The sequence below is a fragment of the Gillisia xinjiangensis genome, assembly GCF_046298265.1.
Classification (GTDB): domain Bacteria; phylum Bacteroidota; class Bacteroidia; order Flavobacteriales; family Flavobacteriaceae; genus Gillisia; species Gillisia xinjiangensis.
This window is the reverse complement of the sequence record NZ_JBKAHK010000011.1, coordinates 58,669-81,364: the sequence shown is the minus strand read 5'-3', so window position 1 is coordinate 81,364 and position 22,696 is coordinate 58,669. Positions and strand designations below refer to the sequence as shown.

At 36.6% G+C, this 22,696-nt stretch carries 19 protein-coding genes; 12 read left to right on the top strand and 7 right to left on the bottom strand.

The window, feature by feature from the left end; all coding sequences use genetic code 11:
• Nucleotides 1–280 precede the first annotated feature (280 nt).
• Complete coding sequence (locus ACKGJN_RS15925; protein ID WP_409540551.1) at nucleotides 281–1,234, bottom strand: PhoH family protein; 954 nt, start codon at nucleotides 1,232–1,234, stop codon at nucleotides 281–283.
• A gap of 208 nt (nucleotides 1,235–1,442) precedes the next feature.
• On the opposite strand from ACKGJN_RS15925, the gene ACKGJN_RS15920 reads away from it, so the two are divergent.
• From ACKGJN_RS15920 to dnaN, 5 genes are all read left to right on the top strand, one after another.
• On the top strand, nucleotides 1,443–2,273 hold the full coding sequence (locus tag ACKGJN_RS15920; protein WP_409540550.1) for an SAM hydrolase/SAM-dependent halogenase family protein: 831 nt from the start codon (nucleotides 1,443–1,445) through the stop codon (nucleotides 2,271–2,273).
• 1 nt (nucleotide 2,274) lies between these two features.
• Complete coding sequence (locus ACKGJN_RS15915; RefSeq protein WP_409540549.1) at nucleotides 2,275–2,571, top strand: putative quinol monooxygenase; 297 nt, start codon at nucleotides 2,275–2,277, stop codon at nucleotides 2,569–2,571.
• A gap of 202 nt (nucleotides 2,572–2,773) precedes the next feature.
• Entirely contained in the window at nucleotides 2,774–3,508 is a 735-nt protein-coding gene (gene gldF / locus ACKGJN_RS15910; RefSeq protein WP_409540548.1) for a gliding motility-associated ABC transporter permease subunit GldF, read from the top strand.
• A 1-nt stretch (nucleotide 3,509) separates the two neighbouring features.
• A complete protein-coding gene (gene gldG / locus ACKGJN_RS15905) occupies nucleotides 3,510–5,183 on the top strand; it encodes a gliding motility-associated ABC transporter substrate-binding protein GldG (RefSeq protein WP_409540547.1) in 1,674 nt (557 codons plus the stop codon).
• Between the two features lie 194 nt (nucleotides 5,184–5,377).
• The gene (gene dnaN, locus ACKGJN_RS15900) at nucleotides 5,378–6,496 is read left to right on the top strand and encodes a DNA polymerase III subunit beta (protein WP_409540546.1); all 1,119 of its coding nucleotides are present in this window, start codon (nucleotides 5,378–5,380) and stop codon (nucleotides 6,494–6,496) included.
• Between the two features lie 281 nt (nucleotides 6,497–6,777).
• Here the strand turns inward: dnaN and ACKGJN_RS15895 are convergent, their stop codons facing one another.
• The 6 genes from ACKGJN_RS15895 to ACKGJN_RS15870 form a co-directional block, all read right to left on the bottom strand.
• A complete protein-coding gene (locus ACKGJN_RS15895) occupies nucleotides 6,778–7,407 on the bottom strand; it encodes a hypothetical protein (RefSeq protein ID WP_409540545.1) in 630 nt (209 codons plus the stop codon).
• A 50-nt stretch (nucleotides 7,408–7,457) separates the two neighbouring features.
• Nucleotides 7,458–7,847 (bottom strand): response regulator transcription factor, encoded by a 390-nt coding sequence (locus ACKGJN_RS15890; protein WP_409540544.1) that lies wholly within the window; start codon nucleotides 7,845–7,847, stop codon nucleotides 7,458–7,460.
• Between the two features lie 1,450 nt (nucleotides 7,848–9,297).
• The gene (locus ACKGJN_RS15885) at nucleotides 9,298–9,924 is read right to left on the bottom strand and encodes a response regulator (protein WP_409540543.1); all 627 of its coding nucleotides are present in this window, start codon (nucleotides 9,922–9,924) and stop codon (nucleotides 9,298–9,300) included.
• A gap of 21 nt (nucleotides 9,925–9,945) precedes the next feature.
• Nucleotides 9,946–12,303 (bottom strand): sensor histidine kinase, encoded by a 2,358-nt coding sequence (locus ACKGJN_RS15880; RefSeq protein ID WP_409540542.1) that lies wholly within the window; start codon nucleotides 12,301–12,303, stop codon nucleotides 9,946–9,948.
• A gap of 143 nt (nucleotides 12,304–12,446) precedes the next feature.
• Nucleotides 12,447–15,083 carry a chemotaxis protein CheB gene (locus tag ACKGJN_RS15875; RefSeq protein ID WP_409540541.1) on the bottom strand — a complete coding sequence of 879 codons (2,637 nt, stop codon included), beginning with the start codon at nucleotides 15,081–15,083 and terminating at the stop codon, nucleotides 12,447–12,449.
• Nucleotides 15,084–15,472: 389 nt separating this feature from the next.
• The gene (locus ACKGJN_RS15870; RefSeq protein WP_409540540.1) at nucleotides 15,473–15,811 is read right to left on the bottom strand and encodes a DUF4870 domain-containing protein; all 339 of its coding nucleotides are present in this window, start codon (nucleotides 15,809–15,811) and stop codon (nucleotides 15,473–15,475) included.
• A 230-nt stretch (nucleotides 15,812–16,041) separates the two neighbouring features.
• Here ACKGJN_RS15870 and mnmE point away from each other — a divergent pair, with 230 nt between their 5' ends.
• The 7 genes from mnmE (at nucleotide 16,042) to ACKGJN_RS15835 (ending at nucleotide 22,586) form a co-directional block, all read left to right on the top strand.
• On the top strand, nucleotides 16,042–17,445 hold the full coding sequence (gene mnmE / locus ACKGJN_RS15865) for a tRNA uridine-5-carboxymethylaminomethyl(34) synthesis GTPase MnmE (protein WP_409540539.1): 1,404 nt from the start codon (nucleotides 16,042–16,044) through the stop codon (nucleotides 17,443–17,445).
• Nucleotides 17,446–17,760: 315 nt separating this feature from the next.
• Complete coding sequence (locus ACKGJN_RS15860; RefSeq protein ID WP_409540538.1) at nucleotides 17,761–18,132, top strand: helix-turn-helix domain-containing protein; 372 nt, start codon at nucleotides 17,761–17,763, stop codon at nucleotides 18,130–18,132.
• A 3-nt stretch (nucleotides 18,133–18,135) separates the two neighbouring features.
• Nucleotides 18,136–19,272, top strand: a complete 1,137-nt coding sequence (locus tag ACKGJN_RS15855) for a tyrosine-type recombinase/integrase (protein WP_409540537.1) — start codon at nucleotides 18,136–18,138, stop codon at nucleotides 19,270–19,272.
• Nucleotides 19,262–20,152, top strand: a complete 891-nt coding sequence (locus ACKGJN_RS15850) for a hypothetical protein (protein WP_409540536.1) — start codon at nucleotides 19,262–19,264, stop codon at nucleotides 20,150–20,152. Before ACKGJN_RS15855 ends, ACKGJN_RS15850 begins: the two co-directional genes overlap by 11 nt.
• Nucleotides 20,153–20,366: 214 nt before the next feature.
• On the top strand, nucleotides 20,367–20,699 hold the full coding sequence (locus ACKGJN_RS15845) for a helix-turn-helix domain-containing protein (RefSeq protein WP_409540535.1): 333 nt from the start codon (nucleotides 20,367–20,369) through the stop codon (nucleotides 20,697–20,699).
• Between the two features lie 190 nt (nucleotides 20,700–20,889).
• Nucleotides 20,890–21,318, top strand: a complete 429-nt coding sequence (locus ACKGJN_RS15840) for a hypothetical protein (RefSeq protein WP_409540534.1) — start codon at nucleotides 20,890–20,892, stop codon at nucleotides 21,316–21,318.
• A complete protein-coding gene (locus tag ACKGJN_RS15835) occupies nucleotides 21,309–22,586 on the top strand; it encodes a DUF3987 domain-containing protein (protein ID WP_409540533.1) in 1,278 nt (425 codons plus the stop codon). Before ACKGJN_RS15840 ends, ACKGJN_RS15835 begins: the two co-directional genes overlap by 10 nt.
• The last annotated feature ends 110 nt before the right edge of the window (nucleotides 22,587–22,696 follow it).

The window sequence follows — 22,696 nt, the reverse complement described above, 5'->3', positions numbered from 1 at the left end:
TAGTTATAATTCAATTTTTTGAGAACAGTATAATTTAATTATATATAAAAGCAGTGTCTGTTTTTATATAACTTCTTGGAATGTCCACTGGAGGGTTAGTTTCAACTTTTACAAAAATGTATACCGGACAACATTTTATTTTTATCAATCCTTCCAATGGATTTAAATCTAAGCTGATTTCTTTTAAGTTTTTGATATTTCAATCTTTTACAACACTTAAATCCTCTAAATAGAAATGGAAATTTGTAATTATTTGGTTTTTTCCGAAGCGATACTTTCTTCACTCTACATGCTCAATTTCCTTATATGCGGAGATTATGCTTTTTACAAGCTTGTGGCGTATCACATCCTTATCATCCAGGTAAACCACGCCAATTCCCTTAACATCTTTAAGAACCAACAAGGCTTCTTTTAAACCGGAAATAACCCGCCTTGGCAAATCTATCTGGCCGGGATCGCCATTAATTATAAATTTGGCACTTTTCCCCATCCGGGTAAGGAACATTTTCATTTGGGAATGCGTGGTATTTTGTCCTTCATCAAGGATCACAAAAGCATTATCTAACGTGCGTCCCCTCATAAAAGCTAAAGGTGCAATTTGTATCACTCCTTTTTCAATATACTGCTCCAGTTTTTCATGCGGGATCATATCCCGTAAAGCATCATATAAAGGCTGCATATATGGATCCAGTTTTTCCTTAAGATCCCCGGGTAAAAATCCCAGATTTTCCCCTGCCTCTACCGCAGGCCTTGTTAGAATAATTCGTTTCACCTGTTTTTCCTTCAATGCTTTTACAGCAAGGGCAACTCCGGTATACGTTTTTCCGGTTCCTGCAGGTCCTATGGCAAATACCATATCGTTTTTGCCCATCAATTCCACCAACTTGCGCTGATTGGCAGTTTGAGCTTTTATAACCTTTCCGCCAACACCATGTACAAGGGTTTCCCCGCTTTGTGCAGAGGTAGAATACTCCTCCTTGCTTTCGCTGCTTAAAACGCGCTCTATCATGTTTTCATCCAGCTTATTGTATTTGGCAAAATGATCCAGAAGCATGGTAAACCGTCGGTCAAATTCTTCCAGCAATTCTTCATCTCCATAGGCCGTAATCCTATTGCCCCGGGCTACTATTTTCAGTTTTGGAAAATACCTCTTAAGAAGTTCTATGTTTTCATTTTGTTGCCCAAAAAATTCTCGCGGGCTAATTTCGGAAAGTTCAATGATGATTTCGTTCAATAGGAGTTTGGTTTAGAATTAATTATTCTTTTCTTAAAGATATTAAATTTGTTTAAACCTGCTACAAATTCTAATTTTGTTATTGACAATTTGATATAAAATTCTATTAAATGTGACAGGAAAGGAGGAAATAAATTTATCTTCGCCTGTAGTACAAACTTACATAAAATAACAACTTACCAACCTTAAAAATTATTAACAATCGCCTATGGCCATCATCACTTTAACGACCGATTTTGGGGAGAAAGATCACTTTGTAGGAGCCGTTAAAGGAACTATTTATTCTGAAATAGAAGATGTAAGGATTGTTGATATTTCGCATTCTGTTTCCCCCTTTCATATTACAGAGGCTTCTTATATAATTAAAAACGCCTATAAATGTTTCCCCAAAGGAAGTATTCATATCATAGGAATTGATTCTGAACTTACTCCTGAAAATAAACATCTTGCAGTTTTTCTGGACGGGCATTATTTTATTTGTGCAAATAATGGAATTCTTTCCTTAATCGCTTCAGAAATAAACCCCGATAAGATCGTAGAAATCAATATTCACAACACCGTTGAAACAAATTTTCCTGTGCTGGATGTATTTGTACGGGTTGCCTGCCACCTTGCCCGTGGCGGAACTTTGGAAGTGGTTGGAAAGAGTATTGAGAACCTCAAATATTTAAAAGAATTAGAACCTTCCCTGAATGTTGATAAAAACCAGATCATTGGCCATGTTCTGTATATTGACAACTACGGGAATGTAGTTACAAATATCTCCCGAAAGCTATTTGACTCTGCAGGAAAAGGGCGATCTTATTCCATTACAGCACGTACTGCCAGATTTACAGAAATTTTTGAAACCTACAGCGATGCTATTAACTTTAAGCTGGAAAAGGAAAAACGGGAAGAAGATGGTAAAAAACTGGCTATTTTCAATTCCGCCGATTATATTGAATTGGCCATTTATAAAAGCAATCCCAGTACGGTAGGAAGCGCTTCCACCTTATTTGGATTGGAATTAAGGGATACCATCACCATAAAATTTGAATAAAATGTTTGTTAGAATAGTAAAAATGGGCTTTAAGCCTGAAAATATAGAAGCCTTTTTAGAAAACTTTGAAGTGAATAAATCAAAGATCAGAAATTTTGAAGGATGCCTGTTCCTTGAACTTTACAGGGATAAAACCAAACCAAATCAGTTTTTTACTTATAGTTACTGGGAGGATGAATCGGCATTGGAAAATTATAGAAATTCTGATCTTTTTAAAGGCTTATGGGCAGATACCAAGATCTTTTTCAACCAGAAACCGGAGGCCTGGAGTGTTGATAAATTGGTGAGTATTGAATGATGAGTAGTGAGTAGGGAGAAAAAAGAAAAGAGAAAAGAGAATAGAAAAGAGAGAAAAAGAGGATTAGGGAGTAAATAGCTTAGGGTTTTAACCTGATCTCCGGGTTGAACTTTGAACTTTGTAACTTTACAACTTTTGAATTTTTGAATTTTTGAATTTTGAATTTTGAATTTTGAATTTTGAATTTTAAATAACTTTTACGTTGACAGCAATTTTAAAAAAAGAAATTCAGTCATTTTTTTCAACCACGATGGGATATCTGGTGGTTGGAATATTCCTGGTGGTGAGCGGGTTGTTTCTGTTTGTTTTCACTGGTCCTTATAATATACTGGATAATGGTTTTGCCGATCTTGGTCCGTTTTTTAACCTGGCTCCCTGGATCTTTATTTTTCTTATTCCCGCGATTTGTATGAAGAGTTTTTCAGAAGAAAACAAACAGGGAACCATGGAATTGTTACTCACAAAACCTATTGGGGAATGGAACCTGGTTTGGGGAAAATTTTTAGGTGCTTTTCTTTTAACCATAATCGCTCTTATCCCCTCGGTTTTATACGTTTTAACCATCTATCAACTAGGGGATCCCATTGGAAACCTTGATATGGGCGCCCTGCTGGGTTCTTATCTTGGATTGATCCTGCTGGCTGCTTCCTATACTGCTATTGGAATATTTTCATCTTCCTTATCTTCCAACCAGATCACCTCTTTTATCATCGCGGTATTTTTATGTTTTCTGGGATTTTTCGCTTTTGAAAGCATTACAGATTATCAGCTTTTTGATTCTTCCTACGGCATAGAATACCTGGGGATGAGCTACCACTATAAAAGTATGAGTCGGGGTGTGATCGACACCCGGGATCTCATTTATTTTTTAAGTTTGATTTGTTTATTCCTGTTGCTGACCTATTACAAGATCGCTCCTCAAAAAAACAAGAACTGATTTGAAACACCTTCTGAAATATAAATACTTTCTATTTCTCATCCTTGCCCTGGTGGTTATAAACCTGATTGCATCACAGTTTCATCATAGGTTTGATTTGACCGGGGATAACCGATATACGCTCTCACCGGCTGCAAAAGAAATCATCGGTAAGGTGGAAGCTCCGCTTATTATCGATGTTTTTATGAAAGGGAGTTTCCCTCCGGAATTCAGAAGACTTCAAAATGAAACCCGGCAATTTCTGGAAGAAGTAGTTTCCTATAATCCCAATATTAAATTCAACTTTATAAATCCCTTGGCTGAAGGCGATGATGCCAATGCTATTGCGGAAGAATTCTATTCCCTTGGAATGACTCCCGCACGCCTAAGCGTTATGGAAAATGGGAAGGCCAGCGAAATGCTTATTTTTCCCTGGGCGTTGGCAAATTTCAACGATGAAACTGTAAAAATCCCTTTGCTGAAGAATAAATTGGGGGCGACAGATGAAGAACGGGTTAACAATTCTGTACAACAGCTGGAGTATTCTTTTGCCGATGCCATAAGTCGGTTGGTTAGAGAACGAAAAAAGAAAATTGCGGTGATGCGTGGGAATGGAGAACTTGCCAATGCAAATCTTGTTGATTTTATTCAAACCATCCAACAGTATTATTTCGTTGCACCTTTTACTTTGGATGCCACTTCTGTGAATCCACAAAAAACACTCAATGATCTTAAGGAGTATGATTTGATCATCGAAGCAAAACCAACCCAGGCTTATTCTGAAGAGGAGAAATTCCTTCTGGATCAATACCTGATGCAAGGCGGAAAAGCGCTGTGGCTTATTGACCATGTAGCGATAGAAACCGACAGCCTTTTCAATGCGAGGGGCAGCGCTTTTGCAATTCCCCGGGATTTGAACCTGGGAGATATGTTCTTTTCTTACGGCATTCGCATGAATCCGGTTTTGGTTAATGATATTTATTCTGCACCTTTAATCCTTGCCACTGGAAGAGGAAATGAAACAAAATTTACTCCTTACCCTTGGTTTTACAGTCCCTTAACTTCCAGCCCTAACTCCCACCCTATCATCAACAATATAGAGGCAGTGAAGTTTGAGTGGGCAAATCCAATCGAGCTTTTAAAAACCAACCTTCGCAAAACGGTATTGTTAACAAGCTCGCCACGCTCCAAACTCGAGGGAACCCCCAGGGAAATAAGCCTTGAGATTCTGGGTTCAAAACCCGATATATCTTCATATACATCCGGGGAACAGCCTTTGGCAGTTTTGCTGGAAGGCACCTTTAAATCGGCTTATAAAAACAGGATAAAACCCTTCGAGATTGAAAAACCTTTAGATAGCAGCGAAACAACTCAAATGATCGTTATTTCAGATGGGGATGTGATAAAAAATCAAGTACAAAAAGGGGAACCTTTAGAACTGGGATTTGAACGTTACACTGGAACCACCTATGGCAATAAAGAGTTTTTACTGAATGCTGTAAACTATCTTTTAGACGATTCCGGATTGATAGACATTCGATCCAAAGAAGTAAACATCGCATTTCTAAATACCGAAAAGGCCATTGCCGAACGTGAAAAATGGCAGCTTATCAATCTTGCTATCCCTGTTTTGATTTTGCTTATGGCCGCCTTCGGTTTTAAGTACTTCAGAAAAAAACGATATCAAAAAAATTAAGTGGTTTCACCTACATATCTTCAGCAAAAATAAATATTAACAATTAATACTTTTTAACAAAGTTTAAATCCCTGTAAATCAGAACCATAGAATAGATTGGAATACTTTTCATGTTAATAAAATATCTATATATGTACTTCTATTTTTGAAGGATTAGGATATATTTGTAAAGATTCAAATTAATCGATACGTCCATGAAATTTATTGTATCCAGTACTTATTTACTAAAACAGCTTCAAATATTAGGAGGGGTTATTAATAATAATAACACCCTGCCAATTTTAGATAATTTTTTATTCGAACTTAAACAGGATGAGCTAAGGGTTTCTGCCTCCGATTTGGAGACTACCATGTCTGCCAAATTAAAAGTAGAATCAGATTCTGAAGGCGCCATCGCCGTTCCTGCGCGTTTGCTTTTGGAAACACTTAAAACCTTTCCGGAGCAACCCTTAACGTTTGTAGTTGAGGATAATCATACTATAGAACTGAGTTCCAATCACGGGAAATATGCCCTGGCCTATGCTAACGGCGATGAATTTCCCAATGCTGTGGAACTCAAAGAAGCCAGCAGCACCATTATCCAGGGAGATGTTTTGGCAACGGCTATAAGCAAGACCATTTTTGCTTCCGGGAATGATGATCTCAGACCTGTGATGAGCGGGGTTTTCTTCCAATTCTCTACAGAAGGTTTAACTTTTGTTGCTACCGATGCGCATAAACTTGTAAAATATACCCGGGAAGATGTTTCTGCTTCCCAGGCTTCAGAGTTTATTATGCCGAAAAAACCTTTGACCTTGCTTAAAGGAATCCTGGCTGGTAGTGAAACCGATGTGCTTATTGAGTACAACGAATCCAACGCTAAATTCACTTTTGAAGATACCACGCTTATCTGTAGATTGATAGACGGGAAATATCCCAATTATGAAGCGGTAATCCCAAAAGAAAATCCGAATAAACTGGTGATAGACCGCAGCCAGTTTTTAAGCTCGGTAAGAAGGGTTTCTATTTTCTCTAATAAAACCACCCATCAGGTGCGATTAAAAATTGCAGGAGCCGAACTAAATATTTCTGCTGAAGATATCGATTACAGCAACAAAGCCGAGGAACGTCTTACCTGTTCTTATCAGGGTGATGATATGCAAATAGGATTTAATTCCCGTTTCCTTACCGAAATGCTGAATAACTTAAATGCAAACGAAGTTCAGCTGGAAATGAGCCTTCCTAACCGTGCAGGTATTTTGACACCTGTAGACGGCCTTGATGAAGGTGAAAAAATCACGATGCTTGTAATGCCCGTGATGCTGAATAACTAAGCCACAGAAATGAAAAAGACCCCCTAGCCCCCGAAGGGGGAATTTTGAAACTGTATATTGTATAATGATTTAAATGACGCCATTCGGGAATCCGGTTGGCGTTTTTTTTTACAACTATCTTTCCGGCTTACAGGTACATTTTTATAACAAAACCTGACTCAGGGATTGGATATCACGGCTTTTTTCCTTCATCCCGCTTCACGGGATGTTGGCAGATTACGCCCTTGCAGGGCTAAGAATTCAAATTCCTTCACAACTTTTGAGAATGACCCCAAATCCGTTTACAAAATTTCTTCAAAACCCTTTTTCTCTACTTGTTTTTTAGTAGAAATTTGATTGGCATGAAACAATTTGGCGTGTTCTATTTTCCAATAAAGTTTCTTGATCTCCTTAGTTAAAATTTGTTCCGGGGAAAGTTCTGGTTTTATTTCAGTATTCTCCGCAAGGGAAGTTATAGGTTCTTCAGCCAGGCTAAAATATAGCAAGCCCCTGTTATATTTTATATTCCATTCCAGTTTATAAAACTTATTTGTGCATTTACTAAACCGGTTTTTCAGAAAAGTATTGGGCTTGCTTTCCTGTATCATTGCTACCAGGAACTTCAAGATAGAAGGTGAGCCTAAAGAAACATCCTTATCCATAACAGAGGTTTCATAAAATTGATTTTCAACCCCTTCAAATAAATTTAAAAAGTTAGGATGAATATACTTGAAATATCCATTCATGTCCGTTATAAAACAAATCCCCAAAACGTTCTTGTTTAAATTTGATAGTGCGCGATCCCTTTGCATTTTTCCATTTTCTTTAGAGTTATCTATCCCGTTCATCCTGTGCCAGGGATAACAAGCATACATCTCGATATTTTCATTTTCTGAAGAAAAATATGTTTTTGTATTTCCAGTATGTTCCATTAGTTACAAGTTTTCATAGCTATTTTTAGCTATTTTTAGCTAAATCTTTTTTAGGTAAAAGATTCAAACCGATTTAATTTTTGACTTATGTTTTTGGCACTTTGAAGAGCCATTAAGAAGTTTGGTATATTATAAAATTCAAAAGATTTATCTATAAAATAATGAGCTCCTAAAAGTTCACTTTTTCTGGCATAATTAAAATCAGTAGTATTGCATAACATAAAAACTGCAACACCAGGATAAGCTCTTTTTATAAACTTCAACAAATCAAACCCATTCTCTTCCTTCAGTTCAATGTCAATAATAACCACATCAGGTCTTTCACTCTTAATTAATGCTTTGGCCTCCCTGATGGAATAGGCATGACCTATCCACTTTAGCTTAACCATATCTTTAAAAATATAATTAAAATAAGAGGTGACTATTTCAGAATCATCCACTGTTACTATTTTCAAAATCATAGGGATCCAATAATTAACATTAACTTCTATCAAGTTTAGAAATAAACAGGGAATTAAAAATAGGTCTAACTGTGAATTTATTGTAACTGTTAAGACTACAATAAATTAGAAATGCGCAATTCAAAGAATCATGAAAAAGAAGAGGGAAATTATTGTGGTACTTTTTAATTAAGAAAATTGAAATTAAATATTCAACATTCAGAAAAATATGATTTCAAAATTTTGAAAAAGATGGGGAATTCAGATAAGGATAACATATGGAAAACATGACTTCTAACTAAAAAAATCCCTTGGGGGAAGGTAATGTGGGGCTTAAATCTATTTTAATTGAAAGAAGCCATGTTTTAACTCCCATATCTAAAAATCAAAAACTCCTTATTGATTTCATACCACTAAATAACGCTTTTAACGCGCCATAAAAAATAGGGCAAATTATGAAATGCTTGTAGTATTTTGACCTACAAGAATTACAACTAAACCGATTTATTCAGAAGCAACTGTAAGAAAAATCCACCGAAAAACACAATGGAGGCTTTGAAGAAATCAATAAACCGGGAATAAACAGGAGGCTAATAAAATAATTCAAAATTTAAGACTCAAGATTCAATTAAACTCCTCATCAAAAAAACTAAAAAAAATCAGTAATATCGGGTAAAGAGGAAAGATCGTTCCGCCTTCGGCGTACTGCAAGAACCAAAAACCAAGACTTGATTTTAATTAGCTGATAAACATTTAGTTATGATTACTATTTTTTTCAGAACACTTTAATTATGGGTATAATTGAGAAATTCAGAAAAGTAAGGTTTGTTATTAAAAACCCATTGGAATGCCCAATGAATTTGTGGTTTCAACTTTCACAAAAATATTTACCGGACACTAATGAAAAAAATAAAAAAAACCTCGAAACCCTTCGGTATTAATCGGCAGAAGAATTCCGGTAAATTAGAAACATCCTATTGCCGATTAAACCACCTTCCCTTGAAAGGGAAGGAACCCTTTGTTTTTTTTATTATTTTAAATAAACTTGAATATTAAAATGATTATGTTTTAGAACAATGTGGATTAATTTATTGATCTCAATTAAGAATTGCTATCAACCTCGTTCCAATTTAACCGCAAAGTACGCCAAGAAAAAAAACAAAGGACGCAAAGAAAAACTGATGATTTAAAATGAACCAAATGGATATTATTAATTGGAAATTATAAAAGGGATTACTTGACAAAAGCACATCTGAAATAGCAATACTATGTGATCTTTGCGGAACCTTTGCGCCCTTTGCGGTTAAAGATAGCACCATTCTATAGTTTCCTAAAACAGAACTTTTTCTTATTATTTTAAACAAACCTAAATTTTAAAAATTTAAAAAGCTACACTCCTTCCCAATACCGATAGAATATCGGGAGGGTGGCCAAAGGCCGGGTGATTTCATCAAACCAACGCATTATCTAATGCATATCTTGTGATCTCGGCATTGTTCCTTAATTTAAGTTTTTCAAGAATTCTGGCCCTGTAGGTACTTATGGTATTAACAGTTAAAGAAATTTCCAGGCCTATTTCTGAAACGGTTTTACCGGAGGCAATAAATTTAAGAACCTGCAATTCCCTGTCAGATAGTTTTGTGTGTAAAGGCTGGTCCAGCGGGTGGGAAAGGTTCTGGGCTAATTTATCTACAATATCCATGGAAATATATTTTCTGCCGCTTAAGATATGGTTTACAGCATTTATCAATTCCTCGGGTGCACTATCCTTATTTAAATATCCGGATGCCCCTGCCTTTAATACCCTAATTGCATATTGATCTTCGGGTTGCACACTTAAAATAAGAATTGGGGTTTGGAGGCCATCCGCCCTTATTTGTTTAAGCGTTTCAAGACCATTTCTTCCAGGCATTGAAATATCCAATAGAATTAAATCCAGGGATTCCTTCCTTGCAATTTGAAGCGCCTCGTTACCGTTCGAGGCCTCAAAATATTTTAAGGACTGAAAGGTTTCATGGAGGATCTCTATCAATCCTTTTCTCAATATAGCGTGATCATCGGCTATTAAAACATTCATGAATTTATTACTTTTTAAAGTTTATAATTTAACAACCAACTTTACCTTGGTACCGCCTTCTTTTCTTTTTTTAATTGAGAATATTCCGTTAATCATCAATGCCCGTTCTTTCATTCCGGTAATGCCTAATGATGTAAGATTGTTTTTTTCAGGTTCCACAAAGCCCTTACCGTCATCCAGTACTTCCAACTCTAAAATACTGTTTTTTTCGGAAAGTTTTATAAGCACTTCTGTTGCATTTGCGTGGCGTGTAACGTTGGTGAGTGCTTCCTGGAAAATTCGATAAACAGCGGTATTGACGGTTTTTTCATAATTATCAGATACGGTGGAAGTTTCCAGGATACAGGAAATTCCGGTTTGTTCCTCAAATTGTACACTCTGCCATTCAATTGCTGCTTCCAGTCCAAGATCATCTAAAACCCCGGGGCGCAAATCAGTCGCGATTTTCCGAACTTTCTTTATGGTTGCATTGACCTTATTTATAAGGCGCTCCATGCGTTTCTGCTCTTCCTGGTCCTTATTTTTAGCTTTGTTCTGCAGCCAGGAAGCATCAAGTTTAATTCCGGTTAATTGTTGGCCAAGTTCGTCGTGAATCTCCCTGGCGATACTAATTCGCTCCTCTTCCTGAACGGTTTGCAGGTGTGCCGACAAGTTTCGAAGACGCTCGCTAACATTTAGAATCTGATTTTCATATTCCTTTTGAGCGGTAATATCCTGAACGGTACCTTCATAATTTATAAAACCTTCTTTCCCTTTTGTGACCAAATTCCCGGTTTCGTGGATCCATTTTATAGTGCCACTTTCAAGTACAATTCTGTATTTTATATCCAAATGCTCTTTCCCCAAATTTGCTTCCTGCACATACTCGTCATAGCCTGGTCTATCCAAAGGATGAATTGTTGCATGGAAATTTTCCGGGCTAATGCCGTACTTTTCTTTTTCCACCTCCCATATCTTATAAACCTCATCTGACCAGAACAATTTCCTCGTCTCTAACTCATACTCCCAATAGCCTAATTTTGAGATTTTTTGAGCTGCCTGAAGTTTTTTATTATATTCCAGAAGCACCTCTTTATTTTTTTTGAATTCTGTAATATCTCTTGCAAAACACGCAACCCCAACAACTGTTTTATTTAAGTAAATAGGGTTAAAATTAACCTCCAGATAATTTTTTTCAGAAGAATCGTGTTTTTGCATTTCGGCTTCAATTATAAACCGCTTTCCTTTCAGGGCCCTTTCATATTGTTTGAGCCAGAAACTTCTTCTTTTCGAATCAAAAAGATCCTCAGGTAAAACATAGTCACCTTTTTTTAAAAAATAGCCTGTATTTTGTTTTATAAAATTCAAAAATGCATTATTTGCGGCAATCAGGGATAAGTCGTTCCTAATGCTCCAAATTAAATCGTCTGTACTATTGATAAGTGCCTCCTTATCCCGTCGCTCAAATTCCCGCTGGGTTTCTTCTTCCTTGCGCCCTGTGATATTTTGCTCAATCGCAATAAATTTTTCCAGCTCGCCCCGGGCATTAAAAACCGGATTTATAGAAATAGAAACCCAATATTTTTCACCATTCCGGGTATAATTTAAAATTTCCTGAGAAAAAGCCTTTCTTTTTTTCATGCCCTTTCTCATAGCCAATATGTGTTCCGGATTGGTCTCTTCACCTTGTAGGAAACTACCAGGTTTTATACCTTTTACCTCTTCCAGCGCGTAACCTGTATGTTTTTCAAATGCTTTATTTACATATTCTATCGCTCCATTGGCATCTGCAATAATCACTTGATCATCTGTTTGGGTGGCTATAAGGGAAAGGTCGCGAATAACATTTTCGGCCTCTTTAACCTTAGTAATATCGGCTACATTTAAAAGGCACTGGTTATCTTTTATAGAAATCCCGGTTAGGTGCGCATATACAGGAATATCATTACTGGGAATAAGGCTTACCTGGCAAAATTCTTTTTTATTGGATGTAAAGACATTCGTAAGAAATTCATTGAATTCTGGCTTGGTATCATCAGAAACAAAAAATCCGAACCGGCTTTTTTTTAATCCAATGCGTTCTTTTCCAAGTAATTGCGAGGCAGCAAAATTCAAATTAACAATATCTCCTTCTCTGGAAAGTGTAAAATAACCCGATGGAGCAAAATCATACAATTCTGCATATTTTTCAGACGCCAGTTCTTTTTCTCGTTCCCTGGCTATCTTAAGTTCCTCGTTCTGTAATTCCAGTTCTATTTGATGTACCTCAATTTCATGGATGAGTTTTAAAATTTCATCCTCAGAAAGTTTGGATTCAGCAACTTTGGTATTATTTTTAAGCAATTCTTCCGCCTTACGGCGCAGTATGGAAACTTCAAAGTCCTTAGCCTTCCGTTTCATTTGTAGCTATTTATTGTATCATTGGTTATATGTAATTCGCACGCCTTCAGTGGCGATGTCTCAAATTTCTGCTGTGGCACTTTTGTAATTCCTTTTTTACAATTGAATATGGTTAATTCTTATCCCTTTTTCAGCAAATGATATTATTGGTTTTTTTTATTTTTCCGAAGTTCATCATTAACTTCTTTTAATTCAATTTCCAGCTTTTTAGCCTTTGTTATATTGGTAAAGGTTATTACCAAACCGTCAATTCTGTCATCGTGGGTCCTGTAGGGCATGATCCTTACATTAAACCATCGTCCATCCTTGGTTTGAATTGGTTTTTCCACGAAAATCAAGGTGTTCAGTACCTTCTGGGTATCACTTTTAATCTCCGGATATTCCAGTTCCGAAACAAGATCGGTGAACGCCCTGCCTATATCGGTTTTACGAATTTTAAACAATGAAGTTACCTCTTTAGTGTACCTACGGATGTTCAAATCCTTGTCCAGGAAAAGAGTAGCGATTTGTGTACTGTTCAAAAGGTTTTTCATATCGCTGTCTGCCTGTACATAGTCCCTCACCTTGCTTCTAAGCTCTATGTTTACGGTTTGCAACTCCTCATTCATACTTTGCATTTCTTCTTTAGAGGTGGTAAGTTCCTCATTTGTAGACTGCAATTCTTCGTTGGTAGACTGCAATTCCTCATTGGTAGACTGCAACTCCTCCTGAGAGATTTGCATTTGTTCCCTGATATTTTTTATTTCTTCATAACTTCGTTGCAGTTCCATTTCAAGCTCACTTTGCTCTTTTCCAGAACTCCCTTTTGTTAGGAATGGCTTTGTATCCTTTATTTCAGTCTCATCGGTAACATCGTTAAAAACCACCATAATCTTATCTTTGATCGTAGCTGGATTATCAAGACGTTGTACCAGCAAATTAACAAAGAGAATTTTGGTGTTGGCTTCAATTCTAATATGGTTTAATTTAACCGGTTCATAATTTTCAGCCGCTTTTCGAAAAGCTGCGGGAAGTTCGAGACGCAGGCCTTCCCGTGCCATAGCGAAAATATTCCAATTTGCTTTTCCTGCCACCGGCTCCAGATAATTCCCTGTACGTCCTGTGATATACAGAATATCTCCTTTTTCATTTACCAATACACTAGCCGGGGCAAAACGCTGGAGCAAAACCTGATCTGCAAGGGTTTGAATATTCTCAATCACCTCCGGGCTTTTCTTTTTTTCTGAAGTCAATATTTTTTTTCTGAAAAATGCACTTGGAAAATTAACCAGTTCCCGGCTTGAATTTGTAGAAGTGCGTTGATATATTTTTAATTTTGAATCCAGTTCTTTGAAACCCTCTGTTTGTTTACCTAAGGTTTCTGAAGACCCCAGGATCATTATTCCATCTTTTTTTAAACTATAATTAAAAAGGACGATGAGTTTTTCCTGTAATTCAGGCTCCATATAGATAAGCATATTCCTGCACAAAAGCAGATCGAGCTTTGTAAAAGGAGGATCTTTTATAACATTTTGAGGTGCAAATACTACCATATCCCTTATTGAGGGATTTATTTGATAACCATCGGATTCCGACTTAAAAAATTTTTTGAGTCGCTCCGGGGAAACATTGGCAGAAATATTAGTGGAGAAAAATCCTTTCCTGGCTTTTTCGATGGCTTCCTGGTCAATATCTGTAGCAAATATTTGGAACGTCAAATTCTTTTGTTTCTTCACCTTTTCAATGGCTTCTGTAAAAATAATGGCCAAAGAATATGCTTCCTCTCCCGTAGAACAGGCAGGAATCCAGGCACGCAAAACCTGATCATAAGAGGCTGCTTTCATCAATTCCGGAAGTACACTTGTCTTAAGTTTTTCCCAAACTGCTTCATCTCTAAAAAAGCTGGTAACCCCTATAAGCAGTTCTTTAAAAAGGATATCAAGCTCTTCCGGATTTTCCTCCAAAAAAAGTATATACGCATCTATACGATCTAAACGATGAATTCCCTTTCGCCGATCTATTCTTCGGAATAAGGTGTTTTTTTTGTACTGGGAAAAATCGTGTCCTGATTGTTTTTGAAGAAGGAATATAATTTTTTCAAGATTTTCTTTATCGAATGTATTAGTTTGAACAAGCTCCTCATCAGTGGGAATACACTTATTAAAATCCAGCAGTTTTTTGGGTAATTCTTCTGCCGATGCCACAATATCTGCCTGAACGGCATTAATTGCACTTCGGGGCATATTGTCGAATTTTGCGGTGTCTGGGTCCTGTACCAATACCAACCCGCTTTTTTCTTTAATAGCTTTAACTCCCAGGCTTCCGTCAGATCCCATTCCTGTAAGGACTACTCCAATACTTTTTTCCCGCCTGTCTTCTGCCAAAGACCTAAAAAAGAAATCAATGGGTAACCGGAGTCCCCTTTTTTCAACAGGATTGGATAAATGCAGGGTATCATCCTCAATAGAAAGGCTCTTATTTGGGGGGATTACATAAATACTGTTAGGTTCCACTTTTAACCAATCTGTTGCCTGGTATACTTTTAAAGGAGTGATTCGTTGAAGCAGCTCCGGCATCATTCCCTGGTGGTCCGGATCAAGATGTTGAATAACAACAAAGGCCATATCGCAGCCTTCCGGCACACTGCTAAAAAACAGCTCAAGAGCCTCAAGTCCTCCTGCAGAAGCACCTATTCCTACAATTGGGAATTTGTTTAACTCCTTTTGTGATGGTTTTGGCGACTTTTTTGGTTCCTTTTTATCCCTGGACCCTTTTGGATCTTTATCTTTATCTTTTTTCATTTCTAAAATAATCTTGCAACAAAATAGCTTAAAGCTGTCGCGGTTGAAGGCTGTCTTCCTCTAAGATACGCACTCATCATAAAACTCTATAGATTTTCAACAATTCTTTCTAAACGGGTTTTGGACAAAGACTTATAAAAAGGAACGAATTCCATTCATCTATTGAAGAAAATCCGTTTAAAAATTCCAGGTTTTTCGGCTATCAGTTATCCAAAGTTATCCAAAAAATTAGCCTGGATAAATATAAAATAATCTAAGTCAATATTATGAATGGGAGAACTTAAATTTAAGAGATAGAAGAGTTTGATACAATCTTAAACAAAAATAAAGTTTCACGTTAAATCGGGATTTTTTTATATTCCAGCCATCATCCCACTAGAATTTCTGATCTAATTCAAAAATTTAATAGACAACGGATAATCCGGCATTTCTCCGTTGCTTACTTTAATGGCATTTATGACAGGTAATATTAGGGCGATAAGACCAATGGCTATCAGAAGAAAAATACCGAGTCCAAAAAGAAAGATCAGCGGAATACTTACGATACTGTAAATAAAAATGCTGATCTGGAAATTAAGGATCATTTTCCCATGCATATCCATTCCAGCGACTTGTTCCTTTTGGGTAGCCCAAAGAATAAGGGGAACTATAAATCCGCCTATACCAGTTACAAAGTCAAGCAGCTGACTCAAATGTGTAATCATTAATAATTGTCTGTCTTCTCTCATGATGAAATTGTTTTTGGATGATTGATGATAAAAAGAGTCATTTAAAAACAAACCTCTTTATAAAGATAAGTAGCTTTTTTAAGCGGTTTGTTACATAAAAGTAAATCAATCCTTAATTTTAAGGATGACTAAATATACTTTTTTAGGTGACTACAGTTTCGGTCTACTTAGGATTGATATTTAAAATACCCCTTCAGGGGATTTAGGGGGCTTTTCGTACCTTTGCACCTATGAGATTAAATGATACCGTAGTAGCACTGGCTACTCCTTCCGGCGCAGGAGCAATTGCAGTAATAAGGGTTTCGGGAACCGAAGCCATAAAATTGGTCGCCCCTTTATTTAAAGCAAAAAGCAATAAAAATATTCAGGATCAGCCTTCACATACCCTGCATTTGGGCAATCTTGTAGATGGTGAACGCATCCTGGATGAAGTTTTGATCTCAATTTTTCACGGACCAAGATCCTATACCGGTGAAAACACCATAGAAATTTCCTGTCACGGAAGCCAATATATACAGCAGGAAATAATTCAGCTTTTAATACGGAAAGGAGCTCGGTCCGCCGAAGCAGGGGAATTTACCCTTCGGGCATTTTTAAACGGAAAGATGGACCTGAGTCAGGCCGAAGCGGTAGCCGATCTTATTTCTTCTGAAAACCAAGCCTCCCACCAAATTGCAATGCAACAAATGCGCGGAGGATTTTCCAACGAGATCCAGCGGCTACGTCAGGAATTATTGGATTTTGCTTCTTTAATTGAACTCGAACTGGATTTTGCAGAGGAAGACGTGGAATTTGCCAACCGGGATCAATTCAGGGATCTGGTGAGCAGGATACAGCAGGTTTTAAAACGCCTGATAGATTCATTTGCTACCGGAAATGTGATTAAAAATGGTATTCCTGTGGCGATTATAGGGGAGCCTAATGTGGGGAAATCTACATTGCTTAATGCCCTGCTGAATGAAGAAAGAGCAATCGTTTCTGAAATTGCCGGGACCACCCGGGACTCTATTGAAGATGAAATTTCCATTGGCGGGGTGGGTTTCAGATTTATCGATACCGCCGGGATCCGTGAGACACAAGACATAATTGAAGGCCTGGGAATAAAACGGACTTTTGAAAAGATCGCCCAGGCCCAGGTAATTGTTTTTCTGCTTAACGCAGAACTGTTCAAAGTTCAGGGTTCAAAGTTCAAAGTAGAAATTGAAAAGATCCAGAATAAGTTTCCACAAAAACCTTTACTCATCGTTGCCAATAAAACAGATAAATTAAGTGAATCCGAAATCTCAAATCTTAAAGACAGCCTGAGCGCAGCCGAAGGCCCAGATCTAATAGCTATCTCAGCCAAAGAAAATATAGGCGTGGAAGAATTAAAAGCCAAACTCCTGGAATTCGTCAATCTTGGGGAATTGCAAAACAATAATACCATTGTGACAAACAGCCGGCATTACAACGCCCTTTTGAGTGCGCTTGAGGAAATAAACAAGGTACAGGAAGGCTTGAACAACAACCTTTCCGGAGATCTTTTAGCCATAGACATCCGGCAGGCTTTGTATCATTTTGGTGAAATCACGGGTCAGGTTACCAACGATGAATTGCTGGGGAATATTTTTGCTAATTTTTGTATTGGGAAATAGAGCAACAAACCAACAAAAGGAAAAACAAGCCAAATAGCACGCTATTATTGACTTTACACAACAAACCTCTTTTGTTTCTTTTTGATAAAAGGTACAAATTTAACATTATTTGTACCTTTTATAATAAATTTATTTCTAGTTTTGGCTTCAAATAAGGCCAAAATGCCCTTAATTTCCACCAAAATTAAATTTTATGCCCATGTCTCTTAAAAATGGCGAAATCATGTCCCTTATGTCCCTTATGTCCTCTAAAAAGCCCAAGCGAAATGACCCTTATTTCCGCTTAGATATGCTTATTACCCTTAAAAGTACCCTATGAGCTCTAATATGAGAATCAACAAAAAATGCCAGTTATGCAACCGCGAATTCATCGCGAAAACAACTGTCACAAAATTCTGTGGGAAGGACTGTGCGAAGATTGCCTATAAGGCCAAGAAACGTGCTGAAAAGATTTCCTCTTCCACTAGAAAGTACGCTTCAAGGGTAGTAGATCCAAAGGATAGGGTTCAGGAATTGCAGTTAAGGGAGTTTTTGAGTGTTAAAGATACCGCTCTTTTGTTAGGCTGTTCTTCAAAAACCATTTATCGCCTAATTGAAAAAGGAACCATTAATGCAACAAATATAGGAGACCGGTTAACGCGTATAAAAAGAACAGAAGTAGATCATATATTCTACCAACAAAATTAAACTATGGCCACAGTAGCTTTACGATCTAAACCAATAAAAAATGGGATGTTGAGCCTCTATCTCGACTACTATCCACCTGTAATTATTCCAAAAACTGGTAAATTATCCCGAAGGGAGTTTTTGAAAATAAAAATTTATGAGTTTCCCGAAAATATTCAGGAGGAAAAGTTCAATGATTCCCAAATTGAAATAGCAGAAGAGATAAGGGCAACTAGATTTCTGCAATTGAGAAATAAAGAATTCGGATTAAAGGATAACATTATACTTGATATCAAATTCAGTGATTTTTATCAGGAAGTAGTAGATGAATACTTAGATTCAGGAAGCAGAGGGAATTATTTTACCTGGAAAGCTTCCCTGGCTTATTGGAATGCATTTATGGGGAAGGATCTTACCTCTCAAAATCTCACCAATTGGCATGTCAATGAATATCGAAGTTTTCTGCTAGCTACCAAAAACCTTAGAACGGATAAAGGTAAGTTAGCCATAAATACGGCTTCTACTTATTACAAGAACTTTATAATGGTATTAAAAAGGGCTTTTAAAGAAAAACTTCTTAATAAAAATTTAGCAGAGGATGCCAGGCATATTCGCGAGCAAGATACACATAGGGAATACTTGTCTGAAAAAGAACTTACCAAGCTTTGGAATACCCCAATTGATAATATAAAAGTAAAGCACATGGCTTTGTTTTCCGCATTAACTGGATTACGGTTTTCTGATGTTATCAACCTATCCTGGGAGGATGTCTATGAAGATACCCATCAAGGGAACTATATTCAGTTTAGGGAGCAAAAGACTGGTAGTATTAAAAATCATCCTATTGCAAAGACCGCTATAAATATTTTAAATGCGCAGGAGACTAGAGAAGGAATTATTTTTAATGAATTCAAATATCATCAGATTTCCCGCCCACTCAAAAAGTGGTTGACAGATGCGGGAATACATAAAAAGATTTCCTTTCACAATTTTAGACATAGCTACGCCACGCTGCAGTTGGCTAACGGAACAGATATTTATACCGTCTCTAAACTTCTCGGGCATAAAAATGTATCAACTACCCAAATTTATACAAAGGTTATGGATCATAATAAAGTAAAAGCAGCTAACAGGATAAACTTAGATTTAGATGGATTATAGCATAGTGTTTGAAGAAAAATACACGGAGACCTTAGAACAATTAGAAAGGTTCGTCAATAGTGAATTTAAGAGCTCAAAAGAAAACGATGAAGATGAAAGGGATTTCAGGGAGACCTATAATGAAGTTAGAGCGAAACTTGAAGAATGGAGAAGCCAACAATTTGATACATCTTCGCTCCAGACTGAAATGGAAATCTACAAATATTTTACAACCCAAAACAATAAGGTTTCTTTTCCAGAATTCCTATTTCCTGGTGTCCTTGAGCGGAAGACAAAAAAGCTGTTTGTAGAGAAGCACAAGGAAGCAGAGTATTCTGTTTTCGTTGAAGAATTATCAGAAAATAAAGCCTACCAAGATGTCATAGATGTAGTAAACAATTATGACAAATATTTTGATCTGGTGTACCGGGACAAGAAATGGAAACCAATTGACTTCTCAAGGTATGACCAGAATTACGAATCAGCCGAATATTTCTTAAACCTTCATAAAAAGATCTGGCCTCAATTAGAACGGTCTGGAAGCAAGACAAAAAGAGACTACAGCCAGGAAATTGCTCAAACAAAAGAACGATTGAAAGCTTTTACACAGGAAGAGAAGATATTTCTTCTCAAAGTGTTTTATCAAGAAATTATATTTCATAAAGGGTTAGGCAGAACCGAATTTATAAAGTTTTCTTACGTCGTTTCGGGAATAGATGATTTATCTATATTCTACAAGAAAGCAGAGAGTGCTCAATCCTACAACCTTTTTCAAAGGGATTATGATCATTTCTTTAAGTTTAAAAATGGTAAATTTTTAGAAATGCTTATCAATAAATTGGATAAATTAGGCCTTATTAGACTGGAATCTGAAGTGAGAATGATACAAAGTAAAATATAACATTTAAAGCCAAACTTATAAAAAAACTAAAACCAGCTACCCAAAATAGCTGGTTTTTTTGTGTTGTTTATTGATTTTATTCAGGTTTAAATATTTGATAAACAGACATATACACAAAACCCACGGCCTGCTCAGGGGTAACCCATCGATAGAGCTAATACTGCAGACATCACGTAATCTTGTTTTCCAATTATAAATCTATTAAAACAAAAAGATGAAACAAGGAACAATTTACGAAGATGAGGACTTAGTGAAAATCGCTAAAGTCTTTTATGAACTCGCAAAAAAAGATGCTGAAGAAAACAATCAGGAAGACATCCTAAATGCGAAACAAGCAGCCAAACTTCTCGACCTAAGTCCGGCAACAATCTACGGCAAAACCCATCGCAATGAAATTCCATATTTCAAACAGGGAAAAAAACTACTTTTTTCGCGTGCTGCCCTAATAGAGTGGTTAAAGAAAGGAGAAAATCCCGTTGCTGTTATCGAATCTTCAACCGCGAAATCTAAAGCAGCTGAGTATCTGCATAAAAACCGGAGATTTTAAAAAATCTATTAAAGAAAAGGATATGCCTAATTCGAAACAAAACTATATCAGGATTTTGAGTTTGAATCAGAATGGTTCTGCCGCTGTATACTATGATACCGTGGATAAAAATATGAAAGTTCTGGACACAAAAACTTACATGAGGAAGATTCATTCTTCCGTTAATCTAACGTTACTTTAATTCAAAATAATGGAAAAACACTTATATACCTGTGATTATTGCTCTAAAACATATTTACCAAAGAGGAGACACAAACAAAAATTTTGCAGCAACAGCTGTAGAGTTAATTCCCACAATCGCAATAAGAAACTTCAAATAAATCAAGCTACTAAAGGCCTGAAAGTACCCACAGAAAAAGAACAAAAGGATGGTATTACCTGGGGAGGTATTGGGAACGCAACAATAGCCAATATTGCTACGGAAGTCGGAAAATCAATATTCACTAAGGAGGAAAACAAACCTGCAACAAAAGGAGATATTCAGGCAATTATGAATGTTTCCCAACAGCGCTACTACCCTGTACAAAATGCTCCAAAAGGTAATGATGGCACCAGTGCGTATTATGATACCAAAACTAAAACAGTTGTTTATCTTCAAAATCAATTTCCATGGAAATAAACAGTTTACAGGACGTCGAAAAGGGAATCCAGGAGCATAGTTCCAGTTTAGAAGAAAGTGCCGTCAACTTGCTAGATGATATAATAAACGCTTTACCTGTTTATATAAAAGACCTTATAAACGAAGCTTTTGAGTATAAGCGAATACCGAAGGAATATTTACTAAGTTCAATATTTTTTGCTTTCTGCAATGCTTCTGGATTGGCTTTTCAAATAGATGCACTTGGCTATTCTAATTATGGAAACTTATACTTTGCCTTAATAGGAAGCAGGGGTGATGCAAAGTCTCCTGCTATGGATTTGGCCACCGGTCCCTTAAATAAATATGATAACCAAAAGTATGAAGAGTTCAGAGAGAAATCTTTGGAAGCCGATCCTGGAGACATTATAGACAGGAAACAATTGTTCATTCAAGATGCTACAGTAGAAGCTGCTTATTACATGCACCATAAGAATCCTTTTTCATTAGGCATTTTTATTGACGAAATGTATCATCTCATAGAAAAAATGAGTAATCCTTCGAGCAAAGACGGCCCTGCCTGGCGACAATTACTACTCCAAGGGAATACAAACAAACACGTAGACATTCTAAGAAAAACAACAGAGAGTTTCCGTCTAACAAAGTCCTATCCTACTCTTTTGGGTTCCATACAGGAACAATTTATACCTAAAATATTTTCAGGAGGGAATGAAGAAAGTGGGTTGACAGATCGGCTATGCTATAGTCTGAAACTTACTCACAATTCAAAATTATCTAAATATAGAATAGGACTGGATTGTTTAAGAAACTATTCAGATAATCTTTTGAGAATAATGGACCACCGCCTAGTAGTTGAGGAAAAAAAAATAGATGCCCCATATGTGTTAACCTGTACTTCTGAGGCTGAAGATATATTATTCGATTATACTCAAAAACTATTAGATGATCAAAAAGATACGGAAAGTGGAGAAAAAGAATATCTGTCAAAAATTCAAATTAACATTCATAAAATGGTTTTAATATTACATCTCATTAAACAATCCGCTAAACCCGAACTAAGTTTAAAAGTAGAACCTGAAACTGTAAACGAAGCCGTAAGAATCATGGAGTTTTATTTGATAAATTTCAGAATCATTAAGCAGAAGCTGGCAGGGCAAGTAAAAAACATCAACCCCGGAGACATAATTAGATTGGGAATAAAAAACAATGCTACCCAACAACAAATTGCTGCTGTTCTTGGTGTGAATAAGTCCACCATCTCCAGAAAAATGGCTAAAATTAAAATATAATGCAACCTGCAACTTGCACTTTAGCTCTCAAATCACTTCAACACATTAACAATCAATTATTTGCATTCAACCCTGAATAAGATTGCGGGTTGCACGTTGCACAACACTTA